The organism is Shewanella basaltis (assembly GCF_023283885.1).
GTDB classification, from domain to species: Bacteria; Pseudomonadota; Gammaproteobacteria; order Enterobacterales; family Shewanellaceae; genus Shewanella; species Shewanella basaltis.
This window is the reverse complement of the sequence record NZ_JAKILA010000036.1, coordinates 1-18280: the sequence shown is the minus strand read 5'-3', so window position 1 is coordinate 18280 and position 18280 is coordinate 1. Positions and strand designations below refer to the sequence as shown.

Annotated in this window: 16 protein-coding genes; 14 read left to right on the top strand and 2 right to left on the bottom strand. The window is 44.2% G+C overall.

Going from position 1 to position 18280, the window contains the following annotated elements; translation table 11 throughout:
• The first annotated feature begins 286 nt into the window (after positions 1-286).
• On the top strand, positions 287-1099 hold the full coding sequence (locus tag L2703_RS18460) for a RecX family transcriptional regulator (protein WP_248972493.1): 813 nt from the start codon (positions 287-289) through the stop codon (positions 1097-1099).
• Positions 1100-1127: 28 nt separating this feature from the next.
• Here the strand turns inward: L2703_RS18460 and L2703_RS18455 are convergent, their stop codons facing one another.
• Positions 1128-1973 (bottom strand): mechanosensitive ion channel family protein, encoded by an 846-nt coding sequence (locus L2703_RS18455; RefSeq protein WP_248972492.1) that lies wholly within the window; start codon positions 1971-1973, stop codon positions 1128-1130.
• A gap of 551 nt (positions 1974-2524) precedes the next feature.
• Here L2703_RS18455 and hyaA point away from each other — a divergent pair.
• The 12 genes from hyaA to L2703_RS18395 all read left to right on the top strand — a co-directional run bounded on the left by hyaA (position 2525) and on the right by L2703_RS18395 (position 14750).
• Positions 2525-3661 carry a nickel-dependent hydrogenase small subunit gene (hyaA, locus tag L2703_RS18450; RefSeq protein WP_248972491.1) on the top strand — a complete coding sequence of 379 codons (1137 nt, stop codon included), beginning with the start codon at positions 2525-2527 and terminating at the stop codon, positions 3659-3661.
• A 2-nt stretch (positions 3662-3663) separates the two neighbouring features.
• Complete coding sequence (hyaB, locus tag L2703_RS18445; protein WP_248972490.1) at positions 3664-5367, top strand: nickel-dependent hydrogenase large subunit; 1704 nt, start codon at positions 3664-3666, stop codon at positions 5365-5367.
• A 30-nt stretch (positions 5368-5397) separates the two neighbouring features.
• On the top strand, positions 5398-6063 hold the full coding sequence (cybH, locus tag L2703_RS18440; protein WP_248972489.1) for a Ni/Fe-hydrogenase, b-type cytochrome subunit: 666 nt from the start codon (positions 5398-5400) through the stop codon (positions 6061-6063).
• A 5-nt stretch (positions 6064-6068) separates the two neighbouring features.
• Positions 6069-6623, top strand: a complete 555-nt coding sequence (locus L2703_RS18435; protein ID WP_248972488.1) for a HyaD/HybD family hydrogenase maturation endopeptidase — start codon at positions 6069-6071, stop codon at positions 6621-6623.
• Positions 6610-8493: a NiFe hydrogenase gene (locus tag L2703_RS18430; RefSeq protein WP_248972487.1), complete on the top strand. Its 1884-nt coding sequence runs from the start codon at positions 6610-6612 to the stop codon at positions 8491-8493. The genes L2703_RS18435 and L2703_RS18430 overlap by 14 nt, the downstream gene beginning before the upstream one ends.
• Positions 8494-8533: 40 nt before the next feature.
• A complete protein-coding gene (hypF, locus tag L2703_RS18425) occupies positions 8534-10912 on the top strand; it encodes a carbamoyltransferase HypF (RefSeq protein WP_248972486.1) in 2379 nt (792 codons plus the stop codon).
• 163 nt (positions 10913-11075) lie between these two features.
• Positions 11076-11813, top strand: coding sequence for a hydrogenase nickel incorporation protein HypB (hypB, locus tag L2703_RS18420; protein WP_248972485.1), 738 nt, complete (start codon positions 11076-11078; stop codon positions 11811-11813).
• A 2-nt stretch (positions 11814-11815) separates the two neighbouring features.
• Entirely contained in the window at positions 11816-12055 is a 240-nt protein-coding gene (locus tag L2703_RS18415) for a HypC/HybG/HupF family hydrogenase formation chaperone (RefSeq protein WP_248972484.1), read from the top strand.
• The gene (gene hypD / locus L2703_RS18410) at positions 12055-13182 is read left to right on the top strand and encodes a hydrogenase formation protein HypD (RefSeq protein WP_248972483.1); all 1128 of its coding nucleotides are present in this window, start codon (positions 12055-12057) and stop codon (positions 13180-13182) included. The genes L2703_RS18415 and hypD overlap by 1 nt, the downstream gene beginning before the upstream one ends.
• Positions 13172-14179, top strand: a complete 1008-nt coding sequence (gene hypE, locus L2703_RS18405; RefSeq protein WP_248972482.1) for a hydrogenase expression/formation protein HypE — start codon at positions 13172-13174, stop codon at positions 14177-14179. Before hypD ends, hypE begins: the two co-directional genes overlap by 11 nt.
• On the top strand, positions 14179-14523 hold the full coding sequence (gene hypA, locus L2703_RS18400) for a hydrogenase maturation nickel metallochaperone HypA (protein ID WP_248972481.1): 345 nt from the start codon (positions 14179-14181) through the stop codon (positions 14521-14523). The genes hypE and hypA overlap by 1 nt, the downstream gene beginning before the upstream one ends.
• 62 nt (positions 14524-14585) lie before the next feature.
• Positions 14586-14750, top strand: a complete 165-nt coding sequence (locus L2703_RS18395) for a hypothetical protein (protein WP_248972480.1) — start codon at positions 14586-14588, stop codon at positions 14748-14750.
• 309 nt (positions 14751-15059) lie between these two features.
• On the opposite strand, the gene L2703_RS18390 is transcribed toward L2703_RS18395, so the two are convergent.
• Complete coding sequence (locus L2703_RS18390; protein WP_248972479.1) at positions 15060-16817, bottom strand: acyl-CoA dehydrogenase C-terminal domain-containing protein; 1758 nt, start codon at positions 16815-16817, stop codon at positions 15060-15062.
• Positions 16818-17039: 222 nt separating this feature from the next.
• Between L2703_RS18390 and L2703_RS18385 the strand changes: the two genes are divergently transcribed.
• A complete protein-coding gene (locus L2703_RS18385; protein ID WP_248972478.1) occupies positions 17040-17963 on the top strand; it encodes a hypothetical protein in 924 nt (307 codons plus the stop codon).
• The last annotated feature ends 317 nt before the right edge of the window (positions 17964-18280 follow it).

Genomic DNA, 18280 nt, shown 5'->3' with positions numbered 1-18280 from the left:
TGGATGTGAGTTATTATAAAATCTCATTGAGCTTTCTCCTGTTGGTTTGGTCACCTTAAGCATACCGCTGATGCGGCTTGCTAGGGAGGGGGCTCAATGAGTATCAAGGCGAATTGACGCGTCAATAGCTAGCCTATTGTATGTCGATTCAACGCAGTTAGCGGGGCAAAGGACTGTTTGAAAGGCGTTTGTTATCCCGAGTTCAGGTTAAATAGCGGGTGCATTTGTCATCACCCTGACTGCTGCTACAATAAGCGCGATATAGGCCATTAAAGATCACACGACTATGCAGCGCGTTCCACTTCGACAAGCCAAAACTATTGAAAACGTGTTCAGTAGTGCGTATTGGCATTTAAGCCAGCAAGATTTCACCATCGATGAAATCCGCAGCAAGCTTGAGCGAAAAACCGATAACCAACAATGGATTGACACCGTATTGGCAAGGTTGATTGAAGGCGGTTATTTAAAACAAGATGTTGATTTTGCTGTGCGCTATTGTGAGTTGGCCTTTAGCAATGAGATTGGGGCGCTGGCAATAAAGCAGAAATTACAACGACGCGGTATTGCGCTGGCAGACATCGAAAGCGCCATCGAGCATGTTATGCATGCACAAAATGTTGATCCCTTTGCCATGGCGAGTGCGAAATTACAAAGCAAATTTGAACACTTTGAGGCCACCAGCAAAGAAAAAGTCTATGCGCAAATGACCACCAAAGGGTTTTCGCGCGCCGAAATTGACCACGCGTTAGCCCAACATCCCCAGCGTGATACCTTGCGCTCAACATTGGCCATTAAGGCTGATAAAGCCGACTTATCCCGAGAGATAATCAAGCTGTTCAATAAGGGCAAAGGCAAAACCCTGATTTTGCAAGAACTCAAACAACGCTTAATTGATGTCACCGACTTTGAAGACACTGTGTATCAACTGAGTCTGTCTGATGACATCGATTTTTATCTAAGCTGCAAAAATGAACTGGCTAAAAAGCGCTATGACTTAACCGATTATAAAGACAAGGCTAAAGCCTATGGTTATTTGTCACGCAAGGGCTTTAGCAGCGATGAAATTAAACACGCCATGTCGCTCGATGACGACCAGTAAAGTATAAGCCTTTTGTTATGCCCTCTTGTTACGCACTTTGTTTAAAGTGCTGTTCAAACGCTTGCATAAAATCTTGTCTTATTTTGCTGTCTAATGCGATTGCACGCTCTGTTGGGCAAAATATCATAATGTTGACATGTTGTTCGCCGGTGGCGCCACTGGTGATATGAATGTGCGGCTCGCTACCGGGTAAATCAACACCGGCATGTTTTTCTATCATGCTGTTGTAGCGCTTAGCGACTTCAATAAAATCTTCGCAATAAGATTCAATTTTGCGGGTGAGCTCAGGCAGTAATGGATACAGATCCACAAATTGCGCCACGGTAATGGTCATGTGGTGGTAAACATAGCGTTTCATAAAGTTATGGTTTTTGACTGCATAAGTAAAAAACATGCTATTGGGCAAGGTTGCTGTTTTACCGGTGAAATGGTACTGACCATTAACCAAATCGATTTCTTGGATCACGGTTGCCATTAAGTTGTGTTCAATCACTTGGCCATAAATATTGCCAACCTCAATCCAGTCACCTATGACAAATGAACGCGAGCTGGCTCGTTGTATTGAACCTGTAAAACATAAAATAATTTCTTTAGAGGCAACAACAAAGGCAATAGCGATGGCGGTTACCGACAAGGCAAATTTACTGACTTCGGTTTGCCAAAGCATAAACAAGATTGTAATTGTTAATAGAAAAATGCCATTTTTGCTGCGTGAAATCCATTTGCGCTGTTTATCGGTTAAAAACGCGACATTGCCACGTATAATAGTCACTAACCATTGCTTGAACAGTGAGATCAACACAATTAACAATGCAGTTAATAATAATTTGTTTTGTAAAAGAAAATCGATAATGACTGTGATGGTATCTAGCAAACCTGCACCTATATTATGTTGTTTATACAATCAGCCCAAAAATGTGATCATGCTTAGCGCTTAACATCACTTATCACTTGGTTAGACATGTTAAAGGTAGACAACTACCTGACTGCAATTTCTGACGTATTCTGAGTAATTGTTGCTCAGAAGTTGTTGTTAAGTCGTTGTTGCTCAGTAATCTCTGATCAATCCTAATATGGTATGAATTGTGTCGACGATGGCTGTTTAAGCCGACATGTTATGGTGATCATACCATTTACAAAACAAGATTGTTGCTCAGGGCCAAATGGTCTTTCAAGCTATTTTGCAGCCCATTGTTGGCCATAACGCCCATCAACTAACAATCAATCACTGAGACATTTTGTCTATTGTCATTTTTGTTATCTTGATCAACATCATGTATTCGACCAATTTACTCTACTTATGCTAAGGGCATTTATAACAATTTGATTTACATCAAAGAGGATTTTTAACCAGGTTTTAATATTGATACTGATGGAATGCAACTATTTATTAGCTCCGCGCTAAATTAAGCAGAAGGTATCAACATGGACACACATGCAGCCCTTTATCAGCAAGGTCAAGAACGCCTTGATTATTTACGCCAATTTGCTCAACGTCAGCCCAAAACATTACAACAAAAAATGGCAGACATAGGCATATCTCGTCGAGACTTTATTAAGTGGACCGCGTCGGTCACCGCAATGTTTGCCTTGCCCTTACCCTTTAGTAATCTAGTGGCCCAAGCCGCTGAATTAGCCGACAGAGTACCGTTAATTTGGCTACACATGGCCGAATGTACAGGGTGTTCTGAGTCGCTCATTCGCACCGACTCACCTAACCTCGACAGCCTCATTTTCGATCATATCTCGCTTGAATATCATGAAACCTTAATGGCCGCGTCTGGCTGGCAAGCAGAACAAAATCTTGAGCATGCATTAGACACCTACAAGGGCCGTTATTTGCTCGCGGTTGAAGGTGCGGTGCCAACGGCTAATAACGGAGCATTTTTAACCGTGGGCTGCAAAGGCCACACCGGGCTGCACATTGTTAAAGAAGCCGCAGCCAATGCCGCGGCGATTATTTCGGTCGGTACCTGCGCTGCCTTTGGTGGGGTACAGGCCGCAGCACCTAACCCAACAGGTGCTAAAGGTGTGCACGAAGTAGTAGATAAAACCGTGATTAACCTAGGCGGTTGCCCACCGAGTGAAAAGAACATTGTGGGCACGCTTATGTACTTCATTATGTTTGGCAAGTTGCCCGCCCTTGACATGTTTAACCGTCCTAAATGGGCTTATGGTGCACGGGTTCATGATAACTGTGAGCGTCGAGGCCGGTTTGATGCCGGTGAGTTTGTGGAGGAATTTGGCGATGAAGGCGCTAAAGAAGGCTACTGCTTATACAAAGTGGGATGTAAAGGGCCTTATACCTACAACAATTGTCCTACCGAGCGTTTTAATCACCACACCAGTTGGCCCGTGTTAGCCGGTCACGGCTGTATGGGCTGTTCTGAACCCAATTTTTGGGATGACATGGCCGATTTTGAAAAACCACTTGGACGTCAACTTTTACATGGCATTGATGCCACCGCTGACACCATTGGAGCGGTTATTTTAGGTGCGACCGTTGTTGGAATTGGCGCCCATGCAGTTGCTAGCGTATTTGCTAAGCCTTTGGAGGAATAATCATGAGTAAACGTGTCGTTATCGACCCTATCACCCGTATCGAAGGCCATTTACGCGTAGAAGTTGAAGTGGATGACAATAATGTCATCACTAAAGCCTGGTCATCGTCGACCTTGTGGCGCGGTATTGAAGTGATATTAAAAGGTCGCACACCTATGGATGTGGGCTTAATTGTGCAGCGTATTTGTGGCGTGTGTACCTATTCGCATTATCGCTGTGGTACTGAAGCGGTTGAAAATGCATTAGGGGTAAAAATTCCACTCAATGCCAAATACTTACGCAGCTTAATGCAGTCATCTTTATACATGCACGACCATATTGTGCATTTTTACCATTTACATGGCCTAGATTGGGTTGATGTGGTGTCGGCATTAAGCGCCGACCCTGCGCTTGCCGCTAAAGTCGCCATGAACTATTCAGACGCGCCAATTGCTGCCGGTGAAGGCGAATTAAAAGCAGTACAAGCCAGAGTGAAAGGCTTGGTCGAAACCGGCAAGCTTGGCCCCTTTGCTAATGCCTATTGGGGGAATGGTACCTATCGCTTTAGCCCTGAGCAAAACCTGATTGCGTTATCACATTACTTAAAAGCATTAGAAGTGCAACGTGTCGCCGCCGAAATGCTTGCCATCTTTGGCGGTAAATCCCCTCACCCACAATCGATTGTGGTGGGCGGTGTCACCTCGGTACGCGACATGCTAAGCCCAGCTCGTTTACAAGAATGGAAACAAAAACACGCCATTGTTCAAGACTTTATTGAACGTGCTTACCAGGCAGATATTGTCATGGCAGCAGAGGCCTTTGGCACCGAAGCCAGCGTACTTGGTGGTGTAAATGTGACCAGCTTTTTGTGTGGCGATGATTTTATCATGGCTGACGGGCAGTTCTTGTTTAATCAAGGGGTGATCATTAAAGGCGATTTAGCCAATGTGATGGACATCAACCCAGATCTTATCCGTGAAGATGTCACCCACGCCTGGTACAAAGCCGAGGGCCCACAACACCCTTATGAAGGCACCACTATTCCTGATTACACTGGGTTTGTGGAACGCGATACTGTGTATGGCAAATTACCAACCCTAGACGGTGGCGGTAAATACTCGTGGGTTAAGTCGCCGCGTTATCAAGATGAGCCCGTTGAAGTAGGTCCACTGGCGTGTTTGTTAGTGAACTACGCCCGAGGCAATCAAACTGTGGTTAATGCGGTTGATGGCTTACTGGCTCGAACCGGGCTACCAATCGATGCACTATTTACAACGTTAGGCAGAACCGCAGCGCGAATGCTACAAACCGTGTTAGTCGGCCAAGCCAGTTTAGCCACATTTGATGCATTACTGACTCACATGCAGTCTGACGAATCGACTTACGTTAAGCCGGAGATTGACCCCGCTCGCGTGTACGAAGGCTACTCAATGATAGAAGCCCCACGTGGCATGTTGAGTCACTGGATCCGCATTAAAGACGGTAAAGTTGAAAACTATCAGGCCGTGGTTCCTACCACTTGGAATGCAGGCCCTGTCGATGCTAACGGTAAAATGGGCCCTTATGAAGCCTCGCTTATTGGCTTGAAACTAGAAGACCCAACCAAGCCGCTAGAGGTGATCCGTATTATCCATTCGTTTGACCCATGTATGGCGTGTTCTGTCCATGTGATGGATTACAACAAACAAACGCTTGGTCAATTTAAAATTGATCCTAATGGGTTTTAATCAAGGTGATGGATTTGGAGGGATAAAAATATGCAACATATTGCAACCCATAACAGGCAACTCATCTTTACGCCTGCGATTCGGATATTTCACTGGTTACGAGCCTTGTCGATACTGGTTTTAGTGATCACAGGCTTTTATATCTCGTGGCCATTTTTAGTGGCACCACAGAGCTCGGATGTGCTGGTACAAGGCTGGATCCGCTTTGCACATATCGTGTTTGGTTTTTTGCTGACCAGTATCACCTTAGTCCGGTTTTATTTGTATTTTTTCAGCCGCAATGACATTGAGCGTCGCTCGTTTAAAGACGTGTTGAGTATTCGCAGTTGGGTGACACAATTAAAATCGTATATTTGGATGGGACACTTAGATAAGGCCGGGGTTTACGGGCCATTACAGTTTATGACCTATGTGGCAATTTCGTTTGTGGCATTAGTCATATGTATTACAGGATTGGTGCTGTATGCCAATGTGTATCACTTAGGCGTCGGTGGTTTACTCGGCGGTGTATCAGATTGGCTAACGGCCTTATGTGGCGGTCTCGCTAACTTACGGATTATTCATCACTACTTAACCTGGGCATTTATCATCTTTGTGGTGATCCATGTGTATATGGCGGTGTGGTCTGGGATTCGCTTTAAACACAATTCTGTCGATTCAATCGTGTCTGGTTATGATTACCATAAGGATCACTAATTAGCGTGAAAAAAATATTGCTGTTAGGCATAGGCAACGTATTGTACGCCGACGAAGGAGTTGGCGTGCATTTTGTTAATTATATCAAAGATAAATACCAATTTACCCACCCAGATAAGCAACTGGATATTATTGATGGTGGTACCCTAGCTCAAGGGCTTATTCCAATCATTTGCCAGTATGATCATTTAATTGTGGTGGATACAGTTAACAGTGTGGGCGTAGGTCCTGGCGAAGTGTACTTTTTTGATTTTGACCAAGCCCCTGCTGAAATTGACTGGCAAGGCAGTGCTCACGAAGTTGAAATGTTACAAACCCTAAACATGATGGACATGGTAGGCGACCGCCCACAAACCTTTGTGTTAGGTGTGACGCCTACCGTGATTGAACCTATGGTATTAGGGCTTACCGATGCCCTGCAACATGCAATCCCTACGATGGAAAAAGCATTACTCACTCAGTTAACCTCTTTAGGCTTTAACCACCATCAGGTTGCAAATATTACCATAAACCATGTGATCCCAGACGCCTACAAGCGAGGTTGCTATGACGATGCATAACATACGATTTGATTTTGTTTGCCAGCGTTCGGTGCCCTTATATGAGCACTTATGTAACCAATATTTACAACGCAAACAATGTTCTATCACCATAGGTATCGAGCATCAACACGACACTGGTGCCATGTGTTATTTTATTGAAGCCTATGCACAACAGGCACAACTTGAAGCGTTAGCCGATGATATTGCCGCCGATTTTTTACTGTCGGTATGGCTAATAAAAACAGAAATTAAACGAATTGAATGTAAAACAGGACAAACTAAGCCGTTTGTTGTGCAACAGCATCAAGGTCTGCCCCTGTATTTTTGTCAGCATTGCCAGCCACAATTAGGTGATAACCAGCATCCTCATTTTGCTGACATAAACCTAATTTGTGAACACTGCAAAGGCCATTACAAGTTAAGCCACGAGCAAAAGTCATTAACCAAATTCGACTTATTAGCCATGGCTAACCATTTGTTGCAGGACAAAACCTTAGCCTTACCCATGCTAGGCATTACTCTGGGCTTGACGCCTAACAAGAGTCACACTCAATATCGACGCCCGCGGATACTTGTGTGCAATCCCAACTCACTCAATAGCCAGTTTTGTGTCTCAAATAACCAGGTGCTGGCCTTGTCGAGTATTGAAAAACCCTTACTGCGTGTAAGACCTGCAAGCGATCATCCCAATCTTAATGCGCCTTTATACGAGATCCAATTTGCTCATAACCGTTTGCTGGTGATCTTAGCTGAAATGCTTCGCCAAAAAGGGGTTCATTGGGTGTATGTCAACCAAGATGGTATCGACAAGGCCAAAATGGCCCCGCCATTGTATTTGGCCAGTATCACCCAAGGCTGGTTACCACTGACCACGGAGACAGATGGCAGTATGCCATTAGCCACCAATTTAACCTGCTTACACGACGAAAATAGCTATAAAACAGCTACCCATAAATTTTTAGTCAAATGCAGTCAGCGGGAATTGGCATGGCATGTCAAATCACTCCCAGCGGCGCCATCGTCATCGACAATGGCAAGCCAAACCACAAAACAAAGTGACACATCATCTGACATTAGCCTCAGTTTGTGTGCGTTATCTGCAGGGCTTTTACGCCATGATATTGATGAGCATCATGGTAAACCTCAATTTGTAAAACAAGCTGCGGTATTGTATTTCAGCCAGACTCACCCATGCCAAATCGTGACCGTTGATGATAAAAGCGAGGCGGCGTTGTTTTTTGAATTACCGCATTTTTCGCAAAACGGTTACGCATTGTGCCACCAATTATCTGACTCACCGCAAAAAAATGTACTGGATAAATTTAAACAATTATACCCATCAGAATACAATCAGTTACTGGATTTAAGCTTCAGCAACACAGATGGTTCGCTTAATCAGTTAATGGCTATTTGTGCAGTTATTATTGGCGCGGGACAAAAGCATTATCACCAAGACTGTAACCCAGCGTGTGTCGAGTCATTAGCAGACAGATTTATCTCACTGGCCATGTCATACCAAGGCAATAATGCTCCGCGGATTGATTTTCCGTTAACCAAGGGCATGGCCTACCGTAGCCTCAACTGGTGTAAAACCATAGGCTCTATGATGAGCTTTAAACTCGCCGGTGATAGCAATTTAGCCAAATTGGCTTTTGCGTTTCATGACTCATTTGCAGATTATTTAAGTCATTGGATTGAACATGTCGATCAAAATAGTGGCATTAAGCAATTGGTGATCGCTGGCAGTGATTTTGCAAACCCAGTGCTAGCTGAGCGCATCCAATTACGTGTTGGCAAAAACTATCCATTGCGGGTTAATCCGTTATTGGATCTCGATGGCGTCAATATTGCAATTGGTGGGCTATATCTCAAACAGCGCCGCGGATAAACGCTACGATAACACTGGCTCATTTAACGGCAGACAATAAATGGAAACAGTGCAACAAGTGATCATTGTAGTAAAAGGTATTGTGCAAGGGGTCGGATTTCGGCCCTTTGTATATCGGTTAGCAAAGCAATGTCATTTACTTGGAACGGTACTCAATAATCATCAAGGCGTTACCATTGAACTGCAAGGTTTACCCAATACCATTAAGCAATTTATAGAAACACTGGCAACAACGCCCCCGCCCTTGGCAAGAATAGACAGCATTGAACAACACAAGGTTGAAGCCTTATCGGCATTTACGACCTTTAGTATTATTGAAAGCACCGCTCTTGCAGGTGAGCATGCAAATGTTGCGGTCTCTGCCGACAAGAGTGTTTGCCAGGATTGCTTAGATGAAATGCACAATCCGCGCAATCGCCATTATTTATATCCATTTACTAACTGCACAAATTGCGGCCCTCGTTACACCATTGTCAAGGCGCTGCCCTATGATCGCTGTCATACTGCCATGGCCCATTTTGACATGTGTGCAACATGCAAAGATGCTTATTTAAACCCACTGAATCGCCGTTACCATGCACAGCCTGTCAGTTGCCCTGAGTGTGGGCCTCAATTGCAATTAAGCATATTGAATTCATCATTTTCTCATAATATTGGCAGCGATCCATTAACACTAACAGCACAGCTAATTAAACAAGGCGCCATTGTCGCCATTAAAGGCTTGGGTGGGTTTCATTTAGTGTGCGATGCCACCAATGATCAAGCCGTGAGGCAGTTAAGGTTACGCAAGCAACGACCCGCGAAGCCTTTAGCGATTATGGCCCGAGATCTCAACCAAGCTCAATTATGTGTATGCGGTGATGCAAGTGAATGGGATGTATTAAACAGCGCAGAAAGGCCCATTGTCTTAATGCGCAAACACACTGAAAATCCCTTAGGGCTAAGTGAGCAGCTAGCACCAGGCATAGACAGACTTGGGGTCTTTTTACCTTATACGCCCTTACACCACTTGTTAATGAGTCAATTGCCGCATCCTATTGTGGCGACCAGTGCTAATCGTTCTGGAGAGCCTATCATTGGTAATAAAATTGATATTGAGCAACAGTTAGCCTCAGTTGTTGATGCCATCTTGGACCACAACAGAGATATTGTGAATGCCTGTGATGACAGCGTTGTGCAAGTGATTGATCAACAGGTACAAGTCATTCGTCTGGCCCGAGGTTACGCTCCCTTAACCATAAATATTAACCCTGAAAATGAGGCCAATTTGGCTCATTCGCCTGTGTTGGCCGTTGGCGCGCAGCAAAAAAATACCATTGCATTGGGTTTTGACCATTGCATGATGTTGTCACCACACATAGGCGATCTCTATAGCCTGGAAGCACAGCAATATTTTCATCAAACGTTAGCCACCTTTAAGCGCTTATATGCTGTAACACCTAGCTATATTGTGCACGACAAGCACCCTCAATATGCCCCAAGCCAGTGGGCGAATGCCTACCAAGAGCAACATTCAATGCCCGCTGAAAACGTTGTCGGTTTGCAACATCACTATGCTCACGTCTTGTCTGTTATGGCGATAAACCAATACACAGAAACGGTATTAGGCATTAGTTTTGATGGAACAGGGCTTGGCGACGACGGTACCTTATGGGGCAGCGAAATCATGCTGGCAGATCTCAAAGGCTTTCGTACCCTCGCCCATTTTAGTGAATTTACGCTCATTGGTGGTGAGCAAGCCATTAAACAACCCGTGCGTATTTTGTTAGCCTTGCTGTTTGAGCAGCTATCACTTGAACACATCCTTACACTGCCGATTAACGCCATTAAACAGCTTGGTAGTAATACTGTGACAAACTTACACAGGCTATGGCGTAACGGCAGTCACTGTATACCTTGTCGTTCGGTGGGTCGCCTGTTTGATGCTTTGGCCGTTGGGGTCAATTTAATCGAGCATAATCAATATGAAGGCCAAGCAGGAATGCTAATTGAAACTGCCGCCAACCGCGTTAATGCTCAGGCGGCTCAGCTGTGTGATGATGAAATAACGTTACCAATACGCCCCCACACATCAAGCATACAATGGGACAGTAGCTTGTTTATTACCCAATTAGTCCTTGCTGCTCATCAAGTGCCTGAGAAAAGCACAACATCACATCATAGTGAGCGACATATTGATGCTTTGTGTTGGCAGTTTATTGACCAAATTGCTAAACACATTGACCAAGTTGCACAAGCTTATCGACATTTACCACAGGTGTTTTGTGGTGGGGTATTTCAAAATAAAACCTTATTGAGCCAGTGTTTAGCTTACAGCAAACATGCCAAGCACCCAGTGTTACCCAGCAAACACGTTCCCATAAATGACGGCGGCATCGCCTTGGGGCAATTATGGTATGGCTTACATCAACATCAATAAGCAAAGCATATTGCAATGTGTTACACAGTGTCGACCACGTCACATTATTAGCTTATTGCTGAGAGTGTTCACTTTGTTTTCAATAAAAGCTGACATGCGTCAAAGAATCCTAATGTGACTTAGCCGACACTAAGACAAAGATAAGTCAGTTTGGGGAATCATTATGTGCAAAGATTGCGGCTGCTCCATTACACAAGATCATCAGGGCCACCATGGTCATGGCGATCATCTTCACAGCAATCCACAGTTAAATGATAAAAAAACCTTATCGGTTATTCATAAAATTTTGGATAAAAATGATGTTGAAGCGCAGCACAACCGAGATCATTTTGCCTCACATCATGTGACGGCGTTTAATTTAATGAGCAGTCCTGGCAGTGGCAAAACAACCTTGCTTGAATGCTTGCCAGAATACCTCGAGCAAAAATATGCCGTAATAGAAGGCGATCTTGAAACCTCCCGCGATGCCGACCGATTAATCGCCAAAGGCATCAATGCCTATCAAATTCAAACCGGTTCGGCATGTCATTTAGATGCCTTTATGGTGCACGGCGCGTTACATCATATCGATCTGGGCGCTATCGATATTTGTTTTGTCGAAAACGTCGGCAACTTAGTGTGTCCTGCCAGTTACGATGTGGGGACGCATAAAAACATTGTCTTGCTGTCTGTCCCGGAAGGTGACGATAAAATTGAAAAGTATCCAGTCATGTTTAGACGCGCCGATGTGGTTGTTATCACTAAGTCAGATCTACTTCCTTACTTTGACTTTAGTCTTGAACACGCCAAACAACAGTTACATAAACTTAACCCAAACAGTGAACTGCTGGTGGTTTCTGTGAAAAATTCTGACTCCATGAAAACATTGGCAAACTGGATTGTTAATCACCAGGAACAATAACGATGTGTTTATCTGTACCGTCAAAAGTAGTTGAAATACATGATGATATGAGCGTAACCGTTGATACTCTCGGTGTACGCCGTCGAGTTAGCTGTCATTTAATGGCTGAACCATTATCGGTTGGTGACTTTGTACTTATTCATATTGGGTTTGTGATGAATAAAATTGATGAAAAAGATGCGCAGCAAAGTCTTGAGTTATACCAAGAAATCGTTACAAAAATGCAGTTGGAAACTGAATAATGATTAGCCTCAATGACTTTTATCATGGGTTTCGAGATCCAACCACAATTGCTCATTTAGCGACGCTGATTGGTGAGCAAGCGGCCCAAACCTCAGAGCAAATTAACATCATGGAAGTGTGTGGTGGCCATACACATACCATCATGAAATATGGGTTATTGCCACTGCTGCCAGATAACATTCGTTTTATCCACGGACCAGGTTGCCCGGTTTGTATTATGCCTAAAGAGCGCATTGATCACGCCGCAGTGCTTGCCAGCCAAGATAATGTTATTTTGGTGACCCTTGGCGATATGATAAGGGTTCCAGGCTCTATGGGCAGTTTGGCGCAATATCGCTCAAAGGGCTGCGATATCCGCCCTATTTATGACCCACTGGACACATTAACCATTGCCCGTGACAACCCAGATAGCACAGTGATATTTTTTGCCATTGGTTTTGAAACCTCAACACCGATGACCGCCGCCTTGATAGCACAGGCTGAAGCACAGCATATCCCTAACCTTTTGTTTCATATTAATCATGTACTTGTTCCGCCGGCCATTGATGCGGTAATGGCAGACAGCCGTACACAGGTGAATGCGTTTATTGGCCCTGCCCACGTCAGTGTGATTAGCGGCGCAAAAATCTATCAAGCTGCTGTCGACAACTACGAGACACCTGTGGTCGTGTCTGGCTTTGAACCGGTTGATGTCATGGAGTCCATTTTACGGATTGTGAGGCAAAAAGTGGCTGGCGAAGCCAAACTAGACAACCAATACAGCCGTTCAGTGACCTATGACGGCAACTTGGCTGCTCAGCAGTTGGTGGATAAATACTTTACGGTTCGAGACAGTTTTAGATGGCGCGGGCTTGGGCCGATTGCTGAGTCTGCATTAACACTTCGAGCTGAATATCAACACCGAGACGCCGAACGTATCTACGCTGAAGTATTACCTACAGCAGAAATTGACGACCATAAAGCCTGCCAATGCGGTGACATTTTACGTGGTTTGGCTAACCCCAAAGACTGCAAGGTATTTGGCCGAGGCTGTACACCACAAACACCACTAGGCAGTTGTATGGTGAGCTCAGAAGGCGCCTGTAACGCTTATTATCGCTATGGAGAGATTGACCATGCCAACTAACAAGACTGTGCAATTAAGCCATGGTGGTGGCGGTAAAGAAATGAATCAACTGATTACCGATTTATTTTTTAAAGCCTTTAACAACCCCATTTTGGCGTCGCAGGAAGATGCCGCTAAATTAAATATGTGTGGCCATATCGCCTTCACCACCGATTCATTTACCGTTTCACCACTCTTTTTTGCTGGTGGAAACATCGGCAAACTAGCTGTTGCAGGTACAGTAAACGATTTGGCCATGATGGCTGCTCAACCCGAGTATTTAAGTTGCAGTTTTATTATTGAAGAAGGCTTTGCCATTGACGATCTCACCACCATAGTGAACAGCATGGCGGAAGAACTACACAAGTGCGGTGCCAGAATTGTGTGCGGTGACACCAAAGTGGTGCCAAAAGGCTGTGCTGATGGTCTATTTATCAACACGTCAGGTGTTGGGCGCATTTTATACCCCACTATTTCAGCTAAAAACCTGCAAATTGGCGACGCGATTATTGTTTCAAGAGATATCGGTTGCCACGGCGCAGCCATATTAATGGCTCGCGATGGACTCACTCTTGAATCCGACCTTCACAGTGATTGCGAAACCTTATGGCCTGTCGTCGAACAGTTATTGGCATCAAATATTCAAATTCATGCAATGCGAGATGCTACTCGTGGTGGTTTATCTGCTGTTTTGAATGAATGGGCTGTTGCTTCTAATGTCAGTATTACTGTTGAAGAATCAAGGATCCCAGTCAGTAATGAAGTGAAAGGCTTATGTGAATTATTTGGTTTTGAGCCTTATGATCTTGCCAATGAGGGTACATTTTTACTCTCGGTGCCTCAAGAGATTGCACAAGGCACCATTGAAGTGATGCAGCGATATGGACATTGTCTACACGCGGCCATCATTGGCTATGTTACAGACAAGCAAATCGGCAAAGTGATACTCAAGACGCCTTGGGGCAGCAGTCGTTATTTGGATTTACCCCAAGGCGAATTACTGCCAAGGATTTGCTAATGCACGAATACTCAATTGTGATGTCGTTAATGGAACAATGTGAACGCTTTGCGCAACAACATCAGGCACAACACATTGAACAGGTCGAGCTCAAAATTGGTATCTTAAGTGGCGTAGAGCCGGCTTTATTAGCGCAAGCCTTTGAAACCTTTAAGCTCGATACTGTTTGCCATCACGCCAAACTGGTGATGAATATTCAGCCTTTAGTTTTGCAATGCAGCACCTGTGATACGCAATCACAAGTACAAGAGAGAACCATTATTTGCCCAATTTGCCATAGCCAGCACACTCAGGTGATAGACGGTGAAGACATGATGTTAATGCAACTGATCCTAGAGACCTAGGCTTGCACCCAAACACAACAAAAAGCACACACTACAGATATACAACAAAAGGACCACACGCCATGAAATACTTATCAATTGCCGTTTTTCTTGCCACCATGCCATCTCTTGCTATGGCACATGAGGGGCATGGTGGTGTTGGATTATTTCACCACTTAATGGATCTTGCACCAGCCATTGCCCTAGTAGCTATCGTGGCACTGATTTACTGGAAACGCAGTAAATAAGCTGAACTGATGAGCAAGCTTATAGACACAAAAAAGCCTTCCAGTGGAAGGCTTTAGTACTGTTTATCACCTAAATAACCTCAGCTCTGGATAACAAACGACTTTCAAGCAGTCCTTTGCCTTCCTCACTGCGTTGAATTAACTTGCAATAGGCTAGCTATTGACGCGTTAATTCGCCTTGTTAGCAAAACAAATCACAAGCTTGACAGTGGATTTTAGTCAATCTATTGATTTATATCGTTATCAATACATCTCTTATCCAGAGTTGAGGTTAAATAGTGACTCACAGGTTACGGCTTACATCGATGCTTAGAACATCTCAGCAGGCATTGCCATAATAGACTTATCGCCTTGGTTAACTTGCGACAGGTGGTACTGAGACTTACTCAGCAACTTGTCCATATAAAAGTCTGCAAGGTACTGCTTTTGAGCCGCAAAGGTTTTATCTTCATGGTTTGAGGCTTTATCGGCCATTAACAACCAGAAGTAACCATATAAGGCATAACCAAACGCATCTAAGAAATCAACCGCACACGCGTTAACCAGTGCAGGTTGGGTTTTCTTATTATCGTTAATGTAATTGGCTGTCACTAATAATTCAGCAAATACCTGACCGACAGTGGCTTTATGTGCTGAATTAACCTGGCTTAGCTCAGCAAGACTGGCATTCACTTCAGCAACAAACTCAGTTAACGTTGCCACGTTATCGTGAGTGATTTTACGGCCTAAGAAGTCAATGGCTTGAATACCATTAGTGCCTTCATAAATTTGTGCAATACGAGTATCACGCACAAACTGCTCAATTCCGGTTTCGCGTATGTAACCATGACCGCCAAAGACTTGCTGGCCCATTATCGTGGCATCTAAGCCGCGATCTGTTAAAAATGCTTTAGACACAGGCGTGAGTAACCCAACATAACGTGCCGCTTTTGCTTTCACTTCATCACTGGCGTATTTGGCTAAATCCAATTGTTTGCCTGTAAACACAGACAGCGCTCGACCGGCTTCTGTCATGGCGCGAATGGTCAACAGCATGCGACGAACATCACCATGCACAATAATGGGGTCTGATACCGCTCCTGTTGGAGAACCTTCTGCAGCAACACCCTGGAGGCGCTCTTTTGCATAGTCACTGGCCATTTGATACGCAGCTTGGGCGTTTCCTAAGCCTTGTAATCCTATGGCTAGACGTTCGTAGTTCATCATGGTAAACATGCAAACTAAACCGCGATCGGGCTCACCGACGAGGAAACCTTTGGCATTGTCGTAGTTCATCACACACGTTGCTGACGCTTTTAGGCCCATTTTGTGTTCAATTGAACCCACTGTAACCCCATTAGGTGCACCAAGACTGCCATCGGCATTGACACTGATTTTAGGCACCAAAAATAGCGAAATACCTTTTGAATTAGGTAATTTTGCTAACACTAAATGGATCACGTTTTCGGTAAGATCTTGATCGCCGCCGGTAATAAAAATCTTATTACCGGTAATGGCATAACTGCCGTCATCTAACGGCTCAGCCTTGGTACGAATACCTTTTAAATCAGAACCAGCATGGGGTTCTGTCATGTCCATAGCACCAGCCCACTGGCCAGAATATAAATGAGGTAAATAAGTCTGTTTTAATTCATCACTTGCGTGAGCATGGATACACAGTGCAGCCCCTGCCGTAAGCGAGTTATAAAGTGTGAAAGAATTACAGCTGCTATAGCCCATTTCGTCCACTAACACGCCTAACATTTTTGGCATACCCATGCCGCCAAAATCCGCTTCACCGCACAAGCCAACCCAACCGCCTTCGGCAAATTGGTTGTAGGCTTCTTTAAAACCATCTGGTGTGATGATGTCATTGCCAGAGTGAACCACGCCCTGCTCGTCACCATTGCGATTTAAAGGTTGCAGTAAATCACGGCTAATTTTGGCAGACTCATCTAAAATGGCCAATGCGGTGTCCATGTCAACAGTCTCAGCCATGGCAGGAAGCTGTTCCCACGTTGTTGGCGCATCAAAAACCTGTTCTAACAAGAATTGCATGTCTTTTAATGGTGCTTGATATGGGTACATAAGGTTCTCTTAAACAAATAATTAAAACAGTTGTTTTAATTTATACTAAAGCGTAACAAAATGGAAAGGGTTTTTAATCTAATACGTTTTTAAGATTTGCCCTGAGATTATCGACATAATGTAAGTTCAATGGGTTACAATTAACTGTTACCAAGTGATATCAGGTTAATAATGAAATGATACGCTTCGATTTTAGATACGTTATAAAGCGAACTAGACTGAATGCACACCCCACAACATCCTACCCGCCCTGAAGATCACAATGTTAATCCTTACCAATCGGTGACGGTTGTTGGCAATGTACCTGAGGCCTGGCAACCTAATGACATCGGCCATACTATTGCGATTAGTGCAATTGCACATAAGGCAGGCAATGTCATTAATATTAGTGCTAATCCTTATGCAGAATCACCTCATGCTTTTACGGTAAGCAACAGCCCCAATGATCAACAATTAGTCGCGCTATTAACCCAAGTTGCGCAAACTCTAGAGCAGCAATTACATTGTTGGCCTTCATCAGAGCTTGTGACCAGTTTTTTAATGTCAATTTTAGCCAGTGAGTTAACGGTTCAAGGCATTTCATTTATGCCATCACTTAGCCGCCCGCGCACGCTAACCGAGACGGAGTATTTACCTTGTTTGGTACATAATTGGTTAGGTGAGCGCAGACTTGCGTTAGGGTTACAGCTCACTAACGCGCATATCTGCTGGCCGGGGCTATTGATTGATGAGGCCGTGATTCCAAAAGAGCTTAATCGCCACGTTGAGCAACCAGATATCAACCCGTTTGAAGTATTATTAAGTGATTATATTCGCCGCAAAAATTGCGATGTTAAGCCGAAATATCATGTTAGCTCAGCCAATGCGCTGGCTTTGCAAACAAGCACTGAGCGCCCCACTCAACCTGATCTGCAATATGCATTGTTAGCGGCGTTAAGTAATTTGCCTAGCGTGCACTGGCTGTCGTATGCGACACAAGCTGACTTAATCACCGCGGAAGCACTGTTTTATAATGAACAACCGCAAACGCAAGCCAGTTACTGGTATTTAATGGATTATCAGGCATCACAATTTTTAGATAATATTCGCCATCATTTAGCCTACTGCCAGCAAGTGCTTGCGTTAACGGCAAAATCAACAACATAAAGGTGTGGTAACTTTTATCCCTATCAGCACCAAAGTGTGATTAACCTGAGCTCGGAATAAGGGATGAACTTATACTATTTAAAATCAACATGTTACCCTTTCTCACTTTCAAGCTTGTCATTTGTTCTGCTAACAAGGCGAATTGACGCGTCAATAGCTAGCCTATTGTAAGTCGATTCAACGCAGTGAGCAGGGCAAAGGACTGCTTGAAAGGCATTTATTATCCCGAGCTCAGGTTGATTAACCTCAACTCTGGATAAGAGATGTATTGATAACGATATAAATCAATAGATTGACTAAAATCCACTGTCAAGCTT